15 protein-coding genes, 1 tRNA gene, 1 pseudogene and 1 riboswitch are annotated in these 13226 nt (G+C 68.7%); of the genes and pseudogenes, 12 read left to right on the top strand and 5 right to left on the bottom strand.

Translation table 11 applies throughout. From position 1 onward, the window contains the following. Positions 1-85: 85 nt before the first annotated feature. The 3 genes from rph to rdgB all read left to right on the top strand — a co-directional run bounded on the left by rph (position 86) and on the right by rdgB (position 1962). Positions 86-823 (top strand): ribonuclease PH, encoded by a 738-nt coding sequence (gene rph / locus ADK54_RS33100; protein ID WP_053729486.1) that lies wholly within the window; start codon positions 86-88, stop codon positions 821-823. A 118-nt stretch (positions 824-941) separates the two neighbouring features. Further along, entirely contained in the window at positions 942-1316 is a 375-nt protein-coding gene (locus ADK54_RS33105; protein ID WP_053729487.1) for a hypothetical protein, read from the top strand. A gap of 43 nt (positions 1317-1359) precedes the next feature. Continuing rightward, positions 1360-1962 (top strand): RdgB/HAM1 family non-canonical purine NTP pyrophosphatase, encoded by a 603-nt coding sequence (rdgB, locus tag ADK54_RS33110; RefSeq protein WP_053729488.1) that lies wholly within the window; start codon positions 1360-1362, stop codon positions 1960-1962. A 55-nt stretch (positions 1963-2017) separates the two neighbouring features. On the opposite strand, the gene ADK54_RS33115 is transcribed toward rdgB, so the two are convergent. Both ADK54_RS33115 and ADK54_RS48945 read right to left on the bottom strand, forming a co-directional pair. After that, positions 2018-2093 (bottom strand) — tRNA-Leu (locus ADK54_RS33115). Next, positions 2055-2228, bottom strand: coding sequence for an HNH endonuclease (locus ADK54_RS48945; protein WP_420717446.1), 174 nt, complete (start codon positions 2226-2228; stop codon positions 2055-2057). Before ADK54_RS48945 ends, ADK54_RS33115 begins: the two co-directional genes overlap by 39 nt. Here ADK54_RS48945 and ADK54_RS47840 point away from each other — a divergent pair. Beyond that, positions 2151-2447 carry a hypothetical protein gene (locus tag ADK54_RS47840; RefSeq protein WP_234392294.1) on the top strand — a complete coding sequence of 99 codons (297 nt, stop codon included), beginning with the start codon at positions 2151-2153 and terminating at the stop codon, positions 2445-2447. The two genes, ADK54_RS48945 and ADK54_RS47840, sit on opposite strands and share 78 nt — an antisense overlap. Before the next feature lie 491 nt (positions 2448-2938). Here the strand turns inward: ADK54_RS47840 and ADK54_RS33125 are convergent, their stop codons facing one another. After that, complete coding sequence (locus tag ADK54_RS33125) at positions 2939-3568, bottom strand: HNH endonuclease (RefSeq protein WP_053729489.1); 630 nt, start codon at positions 3566-3568, stop codon at positions 2939-2941. 129 nt (positions 3569-3697) lie between these two features. Further along, positions 3698-4165, bottom strand: a complete 468-nt coding sequence (gene bcp, locus ADK54_RS33130) for a thioredoxin-dependent thiol peroxidase (protein ID WP_053729490.1) — start codon at positions 4163-4165, stop codon at positions 3698-3700. Between the two features lie 134 nt (positions 4166-4299). Between bcp and ADK54_RS33135 the strand changes: the two genes are divergently transcribed. The 3 genes from ADK54_RS33135 (at position 4300) to ADK54_RS33145 (ending at position 5464) form a co-directional block, all read left to right on the top strand. After that, complete coding sequence (locus tag ADK54_RS33135) at positions 4300-4620, top strand: DUF3618 domain-containing protein (protein ID WP_053729491.1); 321 nt, start codon at positions 4300-4302, stop codon at positions 4618-4620. A gap of 44 nt (positions 4621-4664) precedes the next feature. Beyond that, a complete protein-coding gene (locus tag ADK54_RS33140) occupies positions 4665-4997 on the top strand; it encodes a GroES family chaperonin (protein WP_053729492.1) in 333 nt (110 codons plus the stop codon). A gap of 42 nt (positions 4998-5039) precedes the next feature. Next, positions 5040-5110, top strand: a riboswitch (guanidine-III (ykkC-III) riboswitch). Between the two features lie 33 nt (positions 5111-5143). Further along, the gene (locus ADK54_RS33145; protein WP_053729493.1) at positions 5144-5464 is read left to right on the top strand and encodes a DMT family transporter; all 321 of its coding nucleotides are present in this window, start codon (positions 5144-5146) and stop codon (positions 5462-5464) included. Between the two features lie 10 nt (positions 5465-5474). On the opposite strand, the gene ADK54_RS33150 is transcribed toward ADK54_RS33145, so the two are convergent. Continuing rightward, the gene (locus tag ADK54_RS33150; RefSeq protein ID WP_053729494.1) at positions 5475-7997 is read right to left on the bottom strand and encodes a transglycosylase domain-containing protein; all 2523 of its coding nucleotides are present in this window, start codon (positions 7995-7997) and stop codon (positions 5475-5477) included. 161 nt (positions 7998-8158) lie between these two features. Here ADK54_RS33150 and ADK54_RS33155 point away from each other — a divergent pair, with 161 nt between their 5' ends. From ADK54_RS33155 to ADK54_RS33175, 5 genes and pseudogenes are all read left to right on the top strand, one after another. Continuing rightward, positions 8159-8959 carry an ABC transporter permease gene (locus ADK54_RS33155; RefSeq protein ID WP_053729495.1) on the top strand — a complete coding sequence of 267 codons (801 nt, stop codon included), beginning with the start codon at positions 8159-8161 and terminating at the stop codon, positions 8957-8959. A gap of 49 nt (positions 8960-9008) precedes the next feature. Next, positions 9009-9785 (top strand): ABC transporter permease, encoded by a 777-nt coding sequence (locus ADK54_RS33160; RefSeq protein ID WP_078966810.1) that lies wholly within the window; start codon positions 9009-9011, stop codon positions 9783-9785. Between the two features lies 1 nt (position 9786). Next, positions 9787-10767, top strand: coding sequence for an ABC transporter ATP-binding protein (locus ADK54_RS33165; RefSeq protein WP_053729497.1), 981 nt, complete (start codon positions 9787-9789; stop codon positions 10765-10767). A 188-nt stretch (positions 10768-10955) separates the two neighbouring features. Continuing rightward, positions 10956-12175, top strand: a pseudogene (locus ADK54_RS33170) (RNA-guided endonuclease InsQ/TnpB family protein). 111 nt (positions 12176-12286) lie between these two features. After that, positions 12287-12946 carry a DUF1707 SHOCT-like domain-containing protein gene (locus ADK54_RS33175; protein ID WP_053729498.1) on the top strand — a complete coding sequence of 220 codons (660 nt, stop codon included), beginning with the start codon at positions 12287-12289 and terminating at the stop codon, positions 12944-12946. Positions 12947-13226: the final 280 nt, after the last annotated feature.

Genomic DNA, 13226 nt, shown 5'->3' on the forward strand with positions numbered 1-13226 from the left:
CAACGAAAGGCCCCTCCCGAACCGGTAGGGGCCTTTCGCGTACGCACGGGAACCCACCCCCAGCCCATCACCTAGGCTCATAGCCATGTCTCGTATCGACGGCCGCACCCCCGAACAGCTCCGCCCCGTCACCATCGAACGCGGATGGAGCAAGCACGCCGAGGGCTCCGTCCTCATCTCCTTCGGCGACACCAAAGTCTTCTGCACCGCCTCCGTCACCGAAGGCGTTCCGCGCTGGCGCAAGGGCAGCGGCGAAGGCTGGGTCACCGCCGAGTACTCCATGCTGCCCCGCTCCACCAACACCCGCGGCGACCGCGAATCCGTCCGCGGCAAGATCGGCGGCCGCACCCACGAGATCTCCCGCCTCATCGGCCGCTCCCTGCGCGCTGTCATCGACTACAAGGCCCTCGGCGAGAACACCATCGTCCTGGACTGCGACGTCCTCCAGGCCGACGGCGGCACCCGCACCGCCGCCATCACCGGCGCCTACGTCGCCCTCGCCGACGCCATCACCTGGGCCCAGGGCAAGAAGCTCGTCAAGCACGGCCGCCAGCCGCTCACCGGCACCGTCAGCGCCGTCTCCGTCGGCATCGTCGACGGCGCACCCCTCCTCGACCTCTGCTACGAGGAGGACGTACGCGCCGAGACCGACATGAACGTCGTCTGCACCGGCGACGGCCGCTTCGTCGAGGTCCAGGGCACCGCCGAGGCCGAGCCCTTCGACCGCAAGGAGCTCAATGCGCTCCTCGACCTGGCCACCGGCGGCTGCGCCGACCTCACCGCCCTCCAACTCCGCGCCCTGGCCGCGGTGTCCGGAGAGTAAAGAAGCAACCAAGGGGCACGCTTCCCGCGTCACCACGAGTACGGGCGCACGGGCCAACCGTGCGCCCGTCCGTCACTTCCGGAACCCCTTCCGGAACTCTTGGGGGAGGACCCGACCGATGCGCCGAACCGTGCTCGCCGTCGCCACCGCAGCCCTGGCCGTCACCGTCACCGCCGGATGCGGCGCGGTCGACAAGGCGATCGACTGCGTCAAGACCGCGGACGCCATCGGCAACAGCGTCGACAACCTCGGCAAGGCCGTCGGCAACGCCACGGACAACCCCACCCAGGCCGACCAGGCGCTCAACGACATCGACAAAGAACTGTCGTCCCTGAAGAACAAGACGGACAACGCCGACCTCTCCAAGGCCGTCGACGACCTCAACAAGGCCGTCGGCAACGTCCGTACGGCCATCAAGAACGGCGACAACACCCCCGACATCAGCGGCGTCACCAGCGCCGCCAAGGAAATCGGCAAGGTCTGCACGCCGTAGGGCTCAGGTCGGCCGGATTCCTCGCTCCCCCGATACTGGGAGCATGACGCGCCTGATCCTCGCCACCCGCAACGCCGGCAAAATCACCGAACTCCACGCCATCCTCGCCGCGGCCGGGCTGCCCCACGAACTCGTGGGCGCCGACGCGTACCCCGAGATCCCCGACGTCAAGGAGACCGGCGTCACCTTCGCGGAGAACGCCCTCCTCAAAGCGCACGCCCTGGCCCGGGCCACCGGCCTGCCCGCCGTCGCCGACGACTCGGGCCTCTGCGTGGACGTGCTGAACGGCGCCCCCGGCATCTTCTCGGCCCGCTGGTCCGGCACCCACGGCGACGACCAGGCCAACCTGGACCTCCTCCTGGCCCAGCTCTCCGACATCGCCGACGAACACCGAGCCGCCCACTTCGCCTGCGCCGCGGCCCTCGCCCTCCCGGACGGCACGGAACGCGTGGTAGAGGGCCGCCTCCTGGGCACCCTGCGCCACACCCCCGCCGGATCGGGCGGCTTCGGCTACGACCCGATCCTCCAGCCGGAGGGCGAGACGCGCACGTGCGCGGAGCTGTCGGCGGAAGAGAAAAACGCGATCAGCCACCGGGGACAGGCGTTCAGGGCGCTGGTGCCGGTGGTGCGGGAGTTGTTGGGCTGAGGCAACAGAAAGGCCCGACACCTTTGATTCGAAGGTGTCGGGCCTTAATTTCTTGTGGGCCCGGTGGGACTCGAACCCACGACACACCGGACCTAAACCGGCGCCCTCTTGGCCAGCTGGGGTACGGACCCGCGCGGTCTACTGTACTGTGCCGTGCCCCCGCGGTTCGAAAAGGTTCCTGTCTGGCTGTGACAGGACGGGCAGAGATACCGCAGGTTCTCCCGCCGGTTGTCGAGGCGGTCGCCGTTGACGTGGTCGATCTCCAGGACGAGCCGTTTGCCCTGCCACGTGTCGCCCACTCCGCAGGCATCGCAGACGTGCGCGACCTCCAGGTCGTCGAGTGCGCGCCGAAGGTGGGCCGTCTTCGTACGGGCGGAACCGGGCGCGAGTCGCACCAGGATCTCGTTCGCGGACTTGCGCTCGGTGGACCGGACGCCACGGCGGTGGCCCTGGCCGACGAAATGGTCGGTGCGGATGCCGTGTAAGTCCAGGCTGCGCTTCAGGCGAGCCCGGCCCGCGCCGTTGTTGGCGATGCCGAGCTGCTCCAGCACCCCAGCAAGGCTCCGGGAGGAGGCCACGGCAGATTCGAGTTGGTCGCGGGGCATGTTTTTGGGCCCGTATCTGCGCCCGGCGACGAAATGCGAGGTGTCGATGCCGAACTGGTCGAGCTTCTTGCGTATGTGTCCGTACGGGCAGTCGCGCGGAGAGAAGCCCATGTACTGGATCATCTCCCGGATGCTGTGCGAATGAGCCGCCGCCTCCGCGAGCAACTCCTTCGGATAGGAGCGGCGGGCTCGTTCGGGCAGCGGCTCCTCTTCGAAGTGCGAGGTGTCGATGCCGTAGTGCCTGAGCCGCCTGTCGAGGTAGCTGAGAGGGCGGCAACCCATTGGAGCGTCGAGCCTTCTCAGCATGTCGACCAGGCTGGTGGACATCTGCGCCGTGCGCGCGAGCAGGTCGCGGGTGTACTTCGGCGAGGTCACGAGGCCCGCCCCCGACGCTTGCGGCCACGGTAAGTGTCGGTCACCGCATGGCAGTTGGGGCAGAGGAGCTGAAGGTTCTCCGGGCGGTTGTCCCACCAGTCGCCGTTGATGTGGTCGACTTCGAGCCGGAGTGGTTTGCCGTTCCACTCCGGTCCGGTGCCGCACATCGTGCAGTGCTCCTCGACTCCGTTGCCGAAGAGCCCGCGGCGCAGACGCTCGCCTGGGATCCTGCCTTCCTCGGGATCACGCAAGCTGAGGAGTGCGCCGAGTGAGCCCTTCGGGCGGCCCCGGCGCGTGCGGGTGAAGTGGCTCGTGTCGATGCCGAGCACGGCTATGCGCCGACTGATGTGGGTCTGATTGCCGCCGACCTGGCTGATGCCCAAGTGGCGTACGACATCTTTGATGTTGGACGACGCCGCGACGGCTGCACGCAGGCGCTCCTCGGTGTGGCGGACCTGGTTCGTGGTGAAGTGCGAGATGTCGATGCCCGCCTCGGTCATCCGCTGCCGCAGATAGCGCCTGCTGCCGGGCGTAGGTATGCCTCCACACCAGCGGACCGCGTCGTCTATGTGCCGTGTTTCCCGGGCCGCCTCCGCCAGGCGCTCGGGGGTGTACCTGACCGTCATGCCTTCCTCCGCCCCGGCCACGCGTTCGCAGCCTCGTACGGAGTAACGAACCGCATTCCGGACAGTCACACCCGGAATGCGGAACGGCCCCTGCCGGTTGGGCGGGGGCCGTTCCGGCGGAGCGGGGTGTCAGATCCCGAGGTCCTTGATGATCTTGGCGACATGGCCCGTCGCCTTCACGTTGTACAAGGCGCGCTCCACCTTGCCCGCCTCGTCGACGACCACCGTCGAGCGGATGACGCCCGTGACCGTCTTGCCGTACAGCTTCTTCTCGCCGTACGCGCCGTACGCCTCCAGGACCTCCTTCGAGGGGTCGCCGACCAGGGTGACCTTCAGGGACTCCTTCTCGCGGAACTTCGCCAGCTTCTCCGGCTTGTCGGGGGAGACGCCGATGACGTCGTACCCGGCGCCCGCGAGCAGCTCCAGGTTGTCCGTGAAGTCGCAGGCCTGCTTGGTGCAGCCGGGGGTCAGGGCGGCCGGGTAGAAGTAGACGATGACCTTGCGGCCCTTGTGTGCGGCGAGCGAGACGTCGTTGCCGTCGGCGTCGGGCAGGGTGAAGGCGGGGGCGGTGTCGCCGGGCTGAAGTCGCTCGCTCATGGGATTCCTCCGGAAAGGCCGAGGGTGTGGCGTACAACGACAGAGCCTAATGGGGGCCTGTGACAGTGCATCGGCGACGGAGCTGACAGACTGTGGATGACGGATGACCCCATACGACCACCGGAGGCGGCGCAGTGTCGGATGCCAGGACCCCTGCGCAGATCGAGGCGGACATCAGGAGCAGGCGGGACCAGCTCGCGGTGACCCTCGACGAGATCGGGGTGCGGCTGCACCCGTCCACGATCGTCGGCGATGCCAAGGCGAGGTTCGCCTCGGCCGTGGACCACACGGCGGGCCGGGCGTATGTGGCGGTGAACCGTACGGTGAACGACGTGAAGGCGCAGTTCGTGTCCGAGGACGGGTCGCCCCGGGTGGAGCGGATCGTGCCGGTCGCGCTGGTCGCTGTGGGCCTGGTGGGGCTGCTCGCGCTTTCGGCGAAGAAGAGGCGGGCCTGACCCTTCGGCGTACGCCCGGCGCCGGGGCGGGTAGGTTCGACCCCGTGAGCGAGAACACCCACGACAAGCTGCCCATCCGGATGCTGCACGACCGCGTGCTGGTCCGGTCAGACTCTCCCGAGGGCGAGCGGCGTTCGGGCGGCGGCATCCTGATTCCGGCGACCGCCGCCGTAGGCAAACGGCTGGCCTGGGCCGAGGTGGTCGCGGTCGGTCAGAACGTGCGCACCGTCGAGCCGGGCGACCGGGTCCTGTACGACCCCGAGGACCGTGCCGAGGTCGAGGTGCGGGGCGTGGCGTACGTGCTGATGCGCGAGCGCGATCTGCATGCCGTCGCCTCCGAGCGGGTGTCGGTGGACGCCACCGGGCTGTATCTGTAATCCCTGGTTCAAGGGCTGGTGACCGGTGTCACCAGCCCTTTTGCATGCCCTTTGCTATCGTGGTGGGACCCCGACGAGACGCGTCGTACCGGGTCAGGACAAGACGACGCACCCCGTATGTGTTCGCGTCTTTCGGAGGTGCCGTCATGGCATGGGTCCTGCTCGTCGTCGCCGGTCTGCTCGAAGTGGGCTGGTCGATCGGGATGAAGTACACCGACGGATTCACCCGCCTCGTGCCCAGTGTGCTCACGGGCGCGGGGATTGTCGCTTCGATGCTGCTGCTTTCGCAGGCCGCCAAGACGCTGCCCATTGGTACGGCGTACGGCGTGTGGGTCGGTATCGGCGCGGCCGGTGCGGCGGTGCTCGGCATGGTGGTGCTCGGTGAGCCGGCCACCGCCGCCCGGATCTTCTTCGTGTGCCTGCTGCTCGTCGCGGTGGTGGGTCTGAAGGCGACGAGCGGTCACTAGCGCTCCGGCCTTACGGGCTTCTTGATCCGCGGGGCCGGTCGGCGAGGCCTGTTGTGGTGCCGGCCGTCCCTGCGGTCGCGCCGCCGTTGTCGGTGCCGCCGGTGTTGGTGCCTCCGTCCGTGGCGCCGCCCTGTGTCTGGCCCTGTGTCTGCCCCTGCGTCGCGCCCTGGGTCTGCCCCTGCGTCGATCCTTGGGTCTGGCCCTGGTTCTGGCCTTGGGTCTGTCCCTGTGTCGTGCCTTGGTTCTGGCCCTGCGTCTGGCCTTGGTTCTGGCCTTGGGTCTGGCCCTGGTTGCGGCCGCCGGTCGTGCCCTGGTTCTGGCCCTGGTTCTGCCCCTGCGTCTGGCCTTGGTCCTGGCCCTGTGTCTGGCCCTGGTTGCTGCCGGGGGGCTGGGGCTGGGACGAGTTCGGGGGCGGCGGCTCGACCGGGACGCTCGCGCCGTCCTGGAGTTCCAGGTCGAAGTCCTTGGCCTCGCTGCCCTGGAGGGCGCCCTTGGTGTACTGGGCCCAGATCTGCGCGGGCGGTCCGCCGCCGTTCATGCGGGCGAAGCCGAGCGCTCCGTACAGCGGCTGCTGGACCGCCGTTTCGGGGTCGGCGCCCATCAGCGCGACGACGGTGGCCAGGTCCGGGGTGTAGCCCGCGAACCAGGCGGCCTTGTCCTGTTCGGCGGTGCCGGTCTTGCCGGCGGCGGGCCGCCCCGAGGCCTGGGCCGCCGTGCCCGTGCCGCCTTCGACGACGCTCTGCAGCATCGACGTCGTGGTGTCGGCGGCCTCGCGGCTGACGGCCTGCTTGGTGTCCTGCGAGGGCAGGTCGGTCTTCGTGCCGTCCTTGATGACGGATTCGACCATCGTGTACGTGCCGTGGCGGCCGTGCCCGGCGAGCGTGGCGTACGCCTGCGTCATGTCGAGGACGCTGGCGGTGGCGGTGCCGAGCGCGATGGAGGGGCCGTTGGGCATGTCCGGGGTGTCGGCGGGGATGCCGAGGTCGATCGCGGTCTGTTTGACCTTGGAGGGCCCGACGTCGACGGCCATCTGTGCGTACACCGCGTTGACGGACTTGTCGGTGGCGGTGCGGACGGTGATCTGCCCGTACGAGGTGTCGTCCTCGTTGGCGGGGTTGTACGGGGTGCCCTTCCAGCCCTGCACATAGCGCTTGTTGGTGCCGTCGTAGACGGTGTTCGGGGTGATGGTGCGCCCGTCCTGGGTGGTCGATTCGTTGACGACGGCCGAGGTGAAGACGAACGGCTTGAAGGTGGAGCCGACTTGGAAGTCGTGCCGGGTCGCGTTGTTGACGTACTGCTTGGTGTAGTCGATGCCCCCGTACATCGCGAGGACCTTGCCGGTCGACGGGTCGATGGAGGCGCCGCCGACGCGGACGTTGCGGTCGGCCTTGCGGTCGGTGCTGAGCTTGGAGTTGACCTTGTCGTCGACGGCTTTGACGAAGGCGTCCTGCTTGTCCTTCTCGATGGTGGTGGTGATGCGGTAGCCGCCGGTCGCGAGGGTGTTCTCCTCGATGATCTTGTTGCTGGTGAGGTAGTCCTTGACGGCCTCGACGAGATAGCCGCGCTGGCCCGCGAGACCGGCCCGGGGCTTGACCTTTCCGGGGACGGGGAAGGTGGTCGCGGCCCGCTCGGTGGCGCCGAGCCACTTCTTCTTGACCATGCCGTCGAGTACGTAGTTCCAGCGGGCCAGCGCCCGGGGCTTGTTCTCGGGGTGGGCGATCACGTCGTACGCGCTGGGGGAGTTGAGCAGGGAGGCGAGGTAGGCGCCCTCGGCGGTGGTGAGTTTCTCGACGTCCTTGCTGTAGTACGCCTGGGAGGCGGCCTGGATGCCGTAGGCGTTGCGGCCGAAGTAGCTGGTGTTCAGATACCCGGCGAGAATGTCCTCTTTGGTCTCCTCGCGGTTGAGTTTGATCGCGATGAAGAACTCCTTCACCTTGCGGGTAACCGTCTGCTCCTGGCCCAGGTAGTAGTTCTTGACGTACTGCTGGGTGATGGTGGAGCCGCCCTGGGTGCCCTTGCCGGTGAGGGTGTTCCACGCGGCGCGGACCATGGCCTTGGGGTCGACGGCGCGCTCGGAGTAGAAGTCCCGGTCCTCGGCGGCCAGTACGGCGCGCTGCACGTTGAGCGGGACCTGGGCGAGCTGTACGTTCTCGCGGTTGATCTCGCCGTCCGAGGCGAGCTGGGTGCCGTCGGCGTAGAGGAAGACGTTGGACTGGGCGGTGGCCCCGGCGTTGGCGGCCGGGATCGACACGAGCGTGTAGCCGGTGATGAAGCCGCCGATGAGCAGCAGGGCGGCGAGCAGGAAGAGGCCGAGCACGATGCGCCAGCGGGGGACGAAGCGGCGCCATCCGGTCCGCTTGGGCCGCTTGCCCGGTTTGGCCGGGTCGCCCGGGGTCCCGGGGCCCTGGCGCGGGGCGCCCGCTGCCGCGGCGGGCGCGGGCTCGGGTCCGCCGGCGGTGGGATCCCGGGGCGTCCACTTCTGCGGCGCCTCGTGTCCGGGCTTCGGGGGCTCCGGCTGCTCGTCGTCGCTCATGTCTCTCCGGCCGTTGCATCTCGGGTCGTTTGCGCAATGTATGGGGCGATATGCGGTGTAAGGACATCTTGCACGCCGCACCGCGGAAATTCCGTCGCGAAGGGCCGTGGGGCTGGGCTAGGCTCCCGCGCTTTGGTGTCCATGACGGTGAGGGGGCGTTCGTGCGGCTGTACGGGGTCGTGGCCGCGGGTGGGTTCCGGCGCTATACGACGTACCGGGTCGCCACCGCGGCCGGGATTTTCACCAACACTGTCTTCGGCGTGATCGTGGCCTACACCTATATAGCCCTGTGGGACCAGCGCCCCAACCTCGGCGGCTACGACCAGTCCCAGGCGCTCACCTATGTGTGGATCAGCCAGGCCATGCTCATGACGGTCAACCTGTTCGGCGGCGGCTTCGCGGACGAACTCGTGGAACGCATCCGTACGGGTGACATCGCGATCGACCTGTACCGTCCGGCCGACCTCCAGCTGTGGTGGCTGTCCGCCGATCTGGGCCGGGCGCTGTTCCACTTCCTGGGGCGCGGGGTGGCCCCGCTGGCCTTCGGCGCGCTGTTCTTCGACCTCGCGCTGCCGACGAACCCGCTGACCTGGCTCGCCTTCCTCCTCGCGGTCCTGCTCGGCGTGGTGGTGAGTTTCGCGCTGCGCTTCCTGGTGGCGCTCTCGGCGTTCTGGCTGCTCGACGGGGCCGGCGTCGCCTCCCTCGTGTCGATCGCGGGCCTGTTCTTCTCCGGGATGCTGCTGCCCCTCAACGCCTTCCCCGGCCTGCTCGGCGAGGTGGCCCGCGCGCTGCCGTGGTCCTCGCTGCTCCAGATCCCGGCGGACGTCCTGATGGGCCGGCACCGGGGCTGGGGTCTGCTCGGCGCGTACGGCTTCCAGCTCGGCTGGGCGGCTGCGCTGCTCGGCGTCGGTCGAATGCTCCAGTCCGCGGCGGTACGGAGAGTGGTGGTGCAGGGTGGCTGAGACGGTGACCGAGCGTCGGCCGGCGCCGGGTGTGTGGGCCACGTACAGGATGATCGCCGGAATGTGGATCCGCTCCACACTCGCCTATCGGGCGTCGTTCGTGATGATGCTGGTCGGGAACTTCCTGGTGACCGCGTTCGACTTCGTGGTGATCGCCCTGATGTTCTCGCGGGTCCGCTCGCTCGGCGGGTACTCCTTCGCCGAAGTGGCGTTCCTGTACGGGACGTCGACGACCGCGTTCGGGCTCGCGAACGCGGTGCTCGGCTCGATCGACAAGCTGGGCGCGCGCATCCGCGACGGCACGCTCGACACGCTGCTCGTGCGCCCGGCGCCGGTGCTCGCCCAGGTCGCCGCCGATCGCTTCGGCCTCCAGCGCCTGGGCCGGCTCCTCCAGGGCGTGCTGGTCCTGGCGGGTTCGCTGCTGTCCCTGCACGTGCACTGGACGGTACTGAAGGTGCTCCTGGTGCCGGTGATGCTGCTCAGCGGCACCGCGATCTTCTGCGCGGTGTTCGTGGCGGGCGCGGCCTTCCAGTTCTGGGCGCAGGACGCGGCGGAGGTGCAGAGCGCGTTCACGTACGGCGGCCAGACGCTGCTCCAGTACCCGCCGACGGTGTTCGCGAAGGACATGGTGCGCGGGGTCACCTTCATTCTGCCGCTGGCCTTCGTGAACTGGCTGCCCGCGCTGTACATCCTGGGCCGCCCGTACCCGCTGGCCCTGCCGACCTGGCTCGCGTTCACACCGCCGCTGGTGGCGGCAGTGTGCCTGACGCTGGCGGGGCAGGCGTGGCGGGTAGGGATTCGTTCGTACCGCAGCACGGGGAGTTGAAGTGAGCGACTTGATCGAACTCGACGGCGTGGAGAAGGTCTTCGAAGTACGCCGCAAGACGGGCCGCCTGCGTCGCGAGAAGCGAGAGGTCAGGGCGGTCGACGGGATCAGCTTCCGGGTGCCGCGGGGCGAGATGGTCGGCTACATCGGCCCGAACGGCGCCGGAAAGTCCACCACGATCAAGATGCTGACGGGCATCCTCACCCCGAGCGCGGGCCGCCTCAGGGTGGCGGGCCTTGACCCGTCCCGGGAACGTACGAAACTGGCGCAGCGCATCGGCGTGGTCTTCGGCCAACGCACGACTCTCTGGTGGGACTTGCCGTTGTACGACTCGTACAAGCTGGCTCACCGCATGTACCGCATCCCGGATGCCCGCTTCCGCGAAAACCTGGACAGATGCGTCGAACTCCTGGATCTGTCAAGCCTGTTGGACGTACCCGTTCGGCAACTCTCCCTGGGTCAGCGAATGCGAGGCGACATCGCGGCAGCACTCCTCCACGACCCGGACGTCCTGTACCTGGACGAGCCGACGATCGGCCTGGACGTCATCAGCAAGGCAAAAGTCCGGCAATTTCTGCGCGACCTGAACGCGGAACGCGCCACCACGATCCTGCTCACCACGCACGACCTGACCGACATCGAGCAGCTCTGCAAGCGGGTGATGGTCATCGACCACGGGCGCCTGATGTACGACGGCGCGCTGGCCGGACTGCACGAGGCGGGCGAGAGCGAACGCACCCTGGTGGTCGACCTGGAGCGCGAACTCCCGCCGGTACGGGCGGAAGGCGCCCGTGTGGTGAAGGTCGAGGGCCCCCGCCAGTGGCTCGCCTTCCCGGCCTCTGCGTCGGCGGCGCCGCTGGTGGCGCACATCGCGCAGGCGTACCCGTTGGTGGACCTGTCGGTACGCGAACCGGACATCGAGGCAGTGATCGCGAGAATGCTGTATTCAATGGGGGCGAGCCCCCAAACCCCCAAGGGGTAAGCCCTTCACCGGGTTCCTCCGAGGATGCCCCGTTCTTTAGGGCGGAGAGGAATCGGACTCCTACGGAGCGGGGCAGGGATAGCCGTTTCGCCGCCAGGGCGAAACGGCGTCCACCCTCCGGCGAAGCGAAGAAGCCCACCGAGATCGACTGCTCTCAACTGTCAGTCCTGCCGGATAGGTTGATGTGCATGACGGCAGAAGCGAAGGCAGAGGAGGCCGGGCACGCCCGGTGGACCTTCCGGCTGCGCGTGTCGTCTACGGCCCGAACTGCCCTGATGGGTGAGTGGGACCGGTGCCGGTGGATCTGGAACGAGTCCGTCGCCAAGTCCAGGGACGTGCATCTGCACAACAAGGCCACCGGCGAGAAGCGAACATGCGGCCCGGCTCGGCTCGACAAGATGCTGACCGAGGCCCGCAAGCGCACGGCGTGGCTGCGTGGGGGCTCCAGCGTTCCGCAACAGCAGTTGATACGCGACTTCGGCAAGTCCCGTGCCAAGGCGCAGAAGGACATCAAAGACCGGCTGCCCATGGCACGCCGGGCGGGTATGCCGCGCTGGAAGAAGAAGCGCGAGGCGCGCCCGAGCCTCAGCTACACCCGGCGCGGGTTCCGCCTCAAAGACGGCCGTCTGCACCTGGCCGGGGCATCGTGCTGAGCGTTGTGTGGTCGCGGGACCTTGAGGCCGACCCGTCCAGCGTCCGCGTTTACCAGGACAGCACCGGGGCGTGGTACGCCTCCTTCGTCGTCCCCGCGACCGTCGAACCGCTTCCGGAAACCGGGCGTGTGATCGGTATCGACTGGGGCGTCAAGGAGACCGCGACCACCACCAGCGGCGACCACGACCTTCCCCACGCTCAGCACGGGAAGACGGCCGCGCAACGCTTGGCCCGCTATCAGCGGGTGATGGCCCGCCGTAAGCCGAAGAAGGGCCGGCCCGGTTCGAAGGGCTACCGCGTCGCGAAGCGGCGGGCGGCGAAGCTGCACAAGAAGGTGGCCCGGCAGCGTGCGGACACCGGCCGGAAGTGGGCGAAGCGGGTGGTCCGTGACCATGACCGGTTGGCGGTCGAGGACTTCCGACCGAAGTTCCTCGCCAAGTCGACCATGGCCAGGAAGGCGGCCGACGCGGCAATTGGCGCCACCAAGCAGGCCTTGATCCACATGGCCCGCAAGCACGGCCGTGAGCTCTACCTTGTCCACCCCGCGCACACCACGATGGACTGCGCACAGTGCGGAGCGAGAACCAAGCACGCACTGCCTCTGTCGGAACGAACGTATGCCTGCACCGCGTGCGGAGCCGTGTCCCCCAGGGACAAGAACTCCGCCCGCGTGATGCTGGTCCGGGCTGGTCTCAACCCGGCTGGTGCTGAGGGCGTAAGACCACCAGGGCCGCTGGCCTCGGTGGCAGCCTGAGCTAGAAATCCCCGATCAGCCCTGGAGGGTGACGAATCCCTCCCTTCAGGGAGGGGAGGATTCAATAGTCTTCACACCATGACGAGTGAACCAACGGGTGGGCTGCCGGAGATGCGGGCTTCGGACGCCGAGCGGGAGCGGGTCGCCGAGTCGCTGAGGGACGCGGTGGCCGAGGGCCGGCTCGACATGGAGGAGTTCGAGCAGCGCCTGGAGGCGGCCTACAAGGCGCGTACGCACGGGGAGTTGGAGCCGCTCGTCCGCGACCTGCCCGCGCCGGGCACGGTGGGTCCGGCGACCCCGGTGGCCCGCCGCACGGAGGACGAGAGCGAGGTCCACTGGCCGTCCCGCATCGGCCACCCGCCCACCTCCAAAGGAGGCTTCGCCCTGTGGGGCGGCTTCAGCCGCAAGGGCAACTGGACGGTGGCCAAGAAGTTCACCGCGTTCGCGATGTGGGGCGGCGGTGACATCGACCTGCGCGAGGCCCGGTTCGAGGACCGCGAGACAACGCTCCGCCTCTTCACGATCATGGGCGGCATCGGCGTGACGGTCCCGCCCGAGCTGAACGTCCAGGTCAAGGGCTTCGGAATCATGGGCGGGGTGGGCGGCAGCAAGGCCAACGGCGAAGGCACGCCGGGCTCGCCCCACGTCACGATCATCGCGTTCGCCCTGATGGGCGGAATCGGGGTGGACCGGAAGCTGCGGAAGGTGCAGAAGGAGCGGTTGCGGTTGGAGAAGCGGGAGGGGAAGGGGGAGGGGAAGGAGCTGGGGTGAGGGTGCGAGCTTGGCTGCGGGGCGTGGGCGGCTGGTCGCGCAGTTCCCCGCGCCCCTAGCAGGGTGGATGCGGGCATACCCAGCCCGTCCGGCGTTTGAGGACGAGCGCCCTTCAGGCGCGAACGGGGTCTGGGGCGGAGCCCCAGGGGACGACCACCGGGCCGCAGCCAAATGAACCCCCCCGGAGGGTCTCGGGAAGGGGCGGGGCGGGGAAATGCCCGCCGCACGCGCCCACCCACCCGCACTCGCCCCCCGCCGAGCACTACCTCACAACACCCCC

The sequence above is a fragment of the Streptomyces sp. WM6378 genome (assembly GCF_001279695.1).
GTDB lineage: Bacteria > Actinomycetota > Actinomycetes > Streptomycetales > Streptomycetaceae > Streptomyces.

What these genes read in the sequence shown, in the direction of transcription:
- bcp (WP_053729490.1), bottom strand. Translation starts at nt 4,165, where the DNA reads ATGAGCGAGCGACTTCAGCCCGGCGACACCGCCCCCGCCTTCACCCTG.
- ADK54_RS33175 (WP_053729498.1), top strand. Translation starts at nt 12,287, where the DNA reads ATGCGGGCTTCGGACGCCGAGCGGGAGCGGGTCGCCGAGTCGCTGAGG.
- ADK54_RS33125 (WP_053729489.1), bottom strand. Translation starts at nt 3,568, where the DNA reads ATGACGGTCAGGTACACCCCCGAGCGCCTGGCGGAGGCGGCCCGGGAA.
- rph (WP_053729486.1), top strand. Translation starts at nt 86, where the DNA reads ATGTCTCGTATCGACGGCCGCACCCCCGAACAGCTCCGCCCCGTCACC.
- rdgB (WP_053729488.1), top strand. Translation starts at nt 1,360, where the DNA reads ATGACGCGCCTGATCCTCGCCACCCGCAACGCCGGCAAAATCACCGAA.
- ADK54_RS33145 (WP_053729493.1), top strand. Translation starts at nt 5,144, where the DNA reads ATGGCATGGGTCCTGCTCGTCGTCGCCGGTCTGCTCGAAGTGGGCTGG.
- ADK54_RS33105 (WP_053729487.1), top strand. Translation starts at nt 942, where the DNA reads ATGCGCCGAACCGTGCTCGCCGTCGCCACCGCAGCCCTGGCCGTCACC.
- ADK54_RS33160 (WP_078966810.1), top strand. Translation starts at nt 9,009, where the DNA reads ATGATCGCCGGAATGTGGATCCGCTCCACACTCGCCTATCGGGCGTCG.
- ADK54_RS33150 (WP_053729494.1), bottom strand. Translation starts at nt 7,997, where the DNA reads ATGAGCGACGACGAGCAGCCGGAGCCCCCGAAGCCCGGACACGAGGCG.